Genomic DNA, 5,639 nt, shown 5'->3' with positions numbered 1-5,639 from the left:
GGCGACGACCTCCGCGCCGCGCTCGGCGAACGCCAGCGCGGTGGCGCGGCCGATGCCGCTGCCCGCGCCGGTCACCACCACCAGCGACCCCTCGAACGGGCGCCGTCCCGGGGAGACCCGGGCGCGGCGCAGCGCGCGGGACTCGGCGGCGGTCAGCGCGCCGCCCGTCGTACGGGTGATGTGCTCGCCGATCCAGCGGGCGACCACCTCGGGATGGCTGCGCACCACCCAGTGCCCGGCGGGGACCGTCCGCAGCGACAGGTCCGGGACGCTGCCGCCGAGCCCGCCGACCAGGTGCGGCGACACGAACAGGTCCCGGGTCGGGACGATGACCTGGGTGGGGACGTCGGTGCGGCGGGGGAGCGGGGCGCGCATCCGGCGGAGCATGTTCGCCCGGTACAGCCCGACCCCGGCGGCGCCGTCGCGGGGCAGCGTCCGCGCCGGGTGCCCCTCGCGGGCCGGCACGCCCTCGCCGGCCTCCAGCGCCCTGGTGAACGGCCGGGCCATCCCCGCCCGCCACACCAGCTCGGGCAGCAGCGGCGTCTGGAAGAAGTAGATGTACCAGGACCGGACGGCCTGGCCGAGCCCGAGCCGCACGTTGCGCGGCGTCGGGCGGCGCAGGTTGCGGCGCGTCCACCGCGCGACGTGGTCCAGGCAGGGCCCGGAGACCGAGGTGAAGGAGGCGAACCGGTCCGGCATCGTGCAGACGGCCTCCCAGGACTGGATGGACCCCCAGTCGTGCCCGACCAGGTGCACCCTCCGCTCGGGCGCGGTCGCGTCCAGGACGGCCCGCAGGTCGGACATGAGGTAGGAGAAGGTGTAGTGCCGCTTCCCGAACGGCCGCGACGACGCGCCCGCGCCCCGCACGTCGTACCGGACGACGTGGTACCGCTCGGCGAGCCGTCCGGCGACCTCGTCCCAGACCGCGTGCGTGTCGGGGTACCCGTGCACGAGCAGGACGGTCGGGCGGGCCGGGTCGCCCTGCTCGTAGACGGCCAGGTCGACGCCGTCGCCCCGGACCCGCCGGCGCCGCACGGCGGCCGAGCTCCGCGCCGTCTCCTCGTGCGCTCGGGGCGTGCCGGGGACGGACGTCGCCGGGTCGCCCGGGGCGGACGTCCCCGCCTCGTTCGGCGTGGTGGTGTCGGGGTTGTTCGGGGCGGTCATGCGGCAGCCTTTCGCGCGGCCCAGCGGTGGACGTGGGGCAGGTCGTCGTCGAGCCAGTAGGCGTCGTCCTCGGTGACCACGAGCAGTTCCTCGAACTTCACCCCGACGCCGCGGAACCCGATGTGCGGCTCGACCGCCCACAGGCCCGGCGTCGGCGGATGCTGGGACCGCTTCGTGCCGTTCCACAGCGGCGAGCGGCCCTCCAGCCGCTCCTTGACCAGCTCGCGGCCGATCGTCTGCAGGAACCGGACCCCGAAGGGGAACCCGACGCGCCGGGGCAGCGGCCCGCCGATGATCCCGACCTGGTGCCCGATGACGCGCCCGGGGTACTTGCGGTGCCGGTTCTGGTGGCCCTGCCGGTCGATCAGGGCGTCCACCTCGGCGTAGATCGCGGCGAACGTCCGCCGCTCCCGCACCAGCTCCAGGATGAGGTCGCGGTACTCGGCGAGGTCGGCGTCGAGGCGGTCCCAGATCCGGTTCTCGCCGAGCACGCCCCCGTACCCGATGTCGGCGGAGTAGCCCCGCTTCACCGGGGCCATGTCGAGGATGTAGGGCATCCCCTCCTCCAGCCGCCTGCCGCTCGGCAGGAACTGGGTGGGCACCCGGAACCCCTGGAAGGCGGAGCGGTCGCCGAACCAGGCGAACGGGGTGTGCAGCCAGTCGTCCACGCCGTGGTCGCGCAGCCAGTGCCGCATCCGGCGGCAGGCCTCGCGTTCGGTGACGCCGGGCTCCAGGGTGGCCGCCACCTCCTCGGCGCACCGGTAGCACAGGCGCTGGATCTCGCGGAACCGCTCGAGCTCCGCCGGGTCGTCGGTGCGGGCGAGCGCGACATTATTGGACACGATGTTAATTAATCGCGCGGACGTCCCGCCGGTCAAGCCGACCCACGGGTGACCCGCGCCACGGGTCACGCGCCACCTGTCACGCGCCACGGGTCAGGGCCGGATGCGGGCGCCGCCGGTGTAGACGTTCATCGTCGTCCCGCGCAGGAAGCCGACGAGCGTCATCCCGGCGTCCTCGGCCAGCTCCACCGCCAGCGACGACGGCGCCGACACCGCCGCCAGGACGGGGACGCCCGCGGTCATCGCCTTCTGCGTCAGCTCGAACGACGCCCGGCCGCTCACCATGAGGACCGTCCCGGTGAGCGGGAGCCGGCCCGCGCGCAGCGCCCATCCGACGACCTTGTCCACCGCGTTGTGCCGTCCGACGTCCTCGCGCAGGGCGAGCAGCTCGCCGGACGCCCCGAACAGGCCCGCCGCGTGCAGGCCGCCGGTCCGGTCGAACACCCGCTGGGCGGCGCGCAGCGTGTCCGGGAAGCCGGCGAGGACCGCGGCGTCCAGCTCCAGCGGGTCGGCGGCCACGTCGTAGCGGCGGTCGGCGCGCAGCGCCTCGATGCTCGACTTGCCGCACACCCCGCACGCGCTGGTCGTGGTGAACGCGCGGACGAGCGCGGCGTCCGGCGGACGGACGTCCGGGGCGAGCGTCACGTCCAGGGTGTTCTGCTCGTGGGTGTCGGCGCAGAACCGCATCGCGGCGATGTCGTCCGCCGACCCGACGATCCCCTCCGCCGCCAGGAAGCCCGCCACCAGGTCGAAGTCGTCGCCGGGCGTCCGCATCGTGATCGTGAGCGGCGCGCCGCCCACCCGGATCTCCAGCGGCTCCTCCACCGCGAGGGTGTCCGCCCGGCGGCTCCGCGCGCCGCCCACCGCCAGCCGCTCCACCGGCCTGCGCACCGTGATCCGCCCCATGGCTCGCAACCACCCCTCCCCATCTCGACCGCCGGCCGCCCGGACGGTCAGTCGCCGACGCCCCGGGCGCGCGGCGTCCGCCAGTTCCACCTCATCGCGGCCACCCGCAGCCCGAACGCCAGCAGCGCCGACCCGGCGGACACGAACACCCCGTGCAGCTGCGGCTGCTGCCACAGCGCGGTCGCGACCGTCGCGCCGACCAGCGCGGGCAGCGCGTACAGCTGCCGGTCGTACAGCACCGACGGGATCTGCCCGCTCATCATGTCGCGCAGGATGCCCCCGCCGACCGCCGTGATCACGCCGAGCAGCACCGCGTGCAGCGGCGACAGGTGGTAGTCCAGCGCCTTGATCGCGCCGGTGACGCAGAACAGGCCGAGGCCCGCCGCGTCGAACAGCATCACCGCCGGCATGATCCGGGTGAAGTGGGGGTGCCAGAAGAACACCAGCGCGCTCGCGAGCAGCGGGACCACCACGTAGGAGACGCTGGTGAACGCCACGGGCGGCACCGCCCCGATCACCAGGTCCCGCAGGATCCCGCCGCCGAGCGCGGTGATCTCGGCCAGCACCACCATGCCGACCACGTCCAGCCGCTTCTGCACCGCCGCCAGCGCCCCCGACACCGCGAACACGAAGATCCCCACGAGGTCGAGGACGCCGGGAATGCCGAGGTCGCTCACCGGGAGATCATCTCAGCCGGGGCGGTCAGCGCCGCCGGTCGATGTTCCAGTTGGCGACGATGGCGGCGAACGGCGGGATCACCATGGCGACGATCGACATCACGATGGCGGCCGGCGGGCTGAACCGGGCCACCACCGTCCACGACAGGACGAACAGCGTGAGACAGGTCCCCATCATGACGCCGTACGCCACCTTGCGGCGCCTCATGCCTCCAGGCTACGTCGCGGGCCGCGGCCCGCCCTCCGGGGGTCAGCCGTGCTCCACGGCCATCCGCAGGCCGAGGCCCACCAGCACCGTCCCGGTCACCCGGTCGAACACCCGGCGCACCCGCTCCCGCGACAGCACCCGGCCGAGGGCGCCCACCAGCAGCGAGAACAGCCGCCACCACAGCACGGCGGTGGCCAGGAACACCCCGGCCAGCACGGCCGTGGTCGCCAGGCGCGGCTCGCCGTCCGCGACGAACTGCGGCAGCAGGGTGAGGAAGATCAGCACGATCTTGGGGTTGAGCAGGTTGCTGAGCAGCCCCTGCCGGAACGCCGCCGCCCGGCTGACGGCCGCGCCGGGGGAGGAGGCGACGGGAACGGCGGGTTCGGCGGGTTCCGCGGGGGCGGGGCGGGACGCGCGGCGGCGGGTGTGCCAGAGCGCCGACACGCCGAGGTAGACCAGGTACGCGGCGCCCGCCAGCCGGACGACCGCGAACGCCGCGGCCGAGGCGGCGAGCAGCGCCGACAGCCCCGCCACGGCGGCGAGGGCGTGCACCGCGATGCCCAGGCAGCATCCCAGACCCGTCCACCACGCGACGGACGGCCCGCCCCGGACACCGTTCCGGAGCACCAGGGCCATGTCGGGACCCGGAGTGACGGTCAGGACGGCGACGACGATCAGGAAAGGAAACATGAGTGCGGGCACGCGTCGATGGTAGCGGCGGCGCGGTTGAGTACCCGCGCGCGACCGCCTGAGTATCCGAGCGCTGCCGCCGCGCGGGCCGCGGCGGAAGGCTCGGAGCATGACCCGACGCGACATCATGACCCCGCGCCTTTTCGTGAGCCCGCGCCACATCATGACTCCGCGCCACATCATGAGCCCGCGCCACTTCATGACCTCGCGCCGTATCACCCGGCGCCCCGTCATGACCCGGCGCGGCATGCTGCTCGTCCAGGCCGGCGTGATGGCGGTCGCCGTGGCCGCCCGGCTGCTGGCCCCCGGCTGGCTCGCGGCGATGATGCTGTTCTCCCTGGGGCTCCTCCCGCTCGTGCTGCTCTCGCCGCTGATCGCCGCGGCGCTGGCGCTGCCGCGCGGGCGGGTCGGCGGCCCGGCCGTCGCGGCGTTCGCCGTCACCGACGTCGCGCTGCTCGCCTTCGCCTGGGCCTTCCCGGACTCCGCCGACGCCTCCGAGGAGATCGCCGTCCCGCTCGCGGCGCTGCTGGGGATCGGCGACCCGCTCGACTCCGGCGGACGCCTCATCGCCGCCTACGACACCACCGGACGCGTCCTGACCGCGGTCGGCGAGGCCGGGCTCGCCGGATACCTCGTCTGCGCCCTGGCCACCGTGGCGCTCGTGGCCGTCCTTCGGCTGCGGCGGCGCCGGGCCGCGCCGGCGGAACGCCCTACCGCGACGGCGGAACGCCCTACCGCGACGGCGGAACGCCGCACCGCGGCGGGCTGAGCGTCCGCCCCCGCGGGTGGCCGACCCCGGACGGGCGTCCGGATCCGGACGTGACGCGTTTGTCCGGGGTCGGCCACCGGGGGTTGATGGGACCCGAGCGCAGATCTACGTTCCCTGCGAAGGCCGTGAAGATCTACACGGCTGTAGCGGTTGCTCGGCGAGGAGTCCGCATGGGAACACGCACCCTGACCGCTTCCGCGACGGCCCTGGTGCTCGCGGGGACCCTGAGCCTGGCCGCCCCCGCGGCGCACGCGGGCGGGTTCGGGTACGACAGGCTGAGCCCCGTCCAGAAGCGGCACGTGTCCGGCGCGCTCACCGAAGCCCTGGGCCCGCCGCGCGCCGCCCGCGGGGCCGCTCCGGGCGCGTCCCGCGCCTCCGCCCCG

General features: G+C 74.9%; 8 protein-coding genes. 2 read left to right on the top strand and 6 right to left on the bottom strand.

Annotated elements, in window-relative coordinates:
• From DZF91_RS29085 to DZF91_RS29060, 6 genes are all read right to left on the bottom strand, one after another.
• Positions 1-1,164: alpha/beta fold hydrolase (locus tag DZF91_RS29085; RefSeq protein WP_117360313.1), on the bottom strand; the 1,164-nt coding region annotated here is incomplete at its 3' end.
• Complete coding sequence (locus tag DZF91_RS29080) at positions 1,161-2,006, bottom strand: M24 family metallopeptidase (protein ID WP_117360312.1); 846 nt, start codon at positions 2,004-2,006, stop codon at positions 1,161-1,163. The genes DZF91_RS29085 and DZF91_RS29080, both read right to left, overlap by 4 nt.
• A gap of 93 nt (positions 2,007-2,099) precedes the next feature.
• Positions 2,100-2,912: a formate dehydrogenase accessory sulfurtransferase FdhD gene (fdhD, locus tag DZF91_RS29075; protein ID WP_117360311.1), complete on the bottom strand. Its 813-nt coding sequence runs from the start codon at positions 2,910-2,912 to the stop codon at positions 2,100-2,102.
• A 47-nt stretch (positions 2,913-2,959) separates the two neighbouring features.
• The gene (locus DZF91_RS29070) at positions 2,960-3,589 is read right to left on the bottom strand and encodes a trimeric intracellular cation channel family protein (RefSeq protein ID WP_235834640.1); all 630 of its coding nucleotides are present in this window, start codon (positions 3,587-3,589) and stop codon (positions 2,960-2,962) included.
• 25 nt (positions 3,590-3,614) lie between these two features.
• A complete protein-coding gene (locus DZF91_RS29065) occupies positions 3,615-3,797 on the bottom strand; it encodes a DUF3099 domain-containing protein (RefSeq protein WP_117360310.1) in 183 nt (60 codons plus the stop codon).
• Positions 3,798-3,839: 42 nt separating this feature from the next.
• A complete protein-coding gene (locus tag DZF91_RS29060; RefSeq protein ID WP_117360309.1) occupies positions 3,840-4,499 on the bottom strand; it encodes a LysE family translocator in 660 nt (219 codons plus the stop codon).
• Between the two features lie 97 nt (positions 4,500-4,596).
• Here DZF91_RS29060 and DZF91_RS29055 point away from each other — a divergent pair, with 97 nt between their 5' ends.
• Both DZF91_RS29055 and DZF91_RS29050 read left to right on the top strand, forming a co-directional pair.
• Positions 4,597-5,256 (top strand): hypothetical protein, encoded by a 660-nt coding sequence (locus tag DZF91_RS29055; RefSeq protein WP_117360308.1) that lies wholly within the window; start codon positions 4,597-4,599, stop codon positions 5,254-5,256.
• A gap of 170 nt (positions 5,257-5,426) precedes the next feature.
• The coding region (locus tag DZF91_RS29050) for a hypothetical protein (protein ID WP_199486962.1) at positions 5,427-5,639 on the top strand (213 nt) is incomplete at its 3' end.

Origin of the sequence: Actinomadura logoneensis (assembly GCF_003428695.1) — a bacterium.
Classification (GTDB): Bacteria; Actinomycetota; Actinomycetes; order Streptosporangiales; family Streptosporangiaceae; genus Spirillospora; species Spirillospora logoneensis.
Note: the sequence above shows the minus strand (reverse complement) of the source record. Positions and strands in the feature narration are given on the sequence as shown.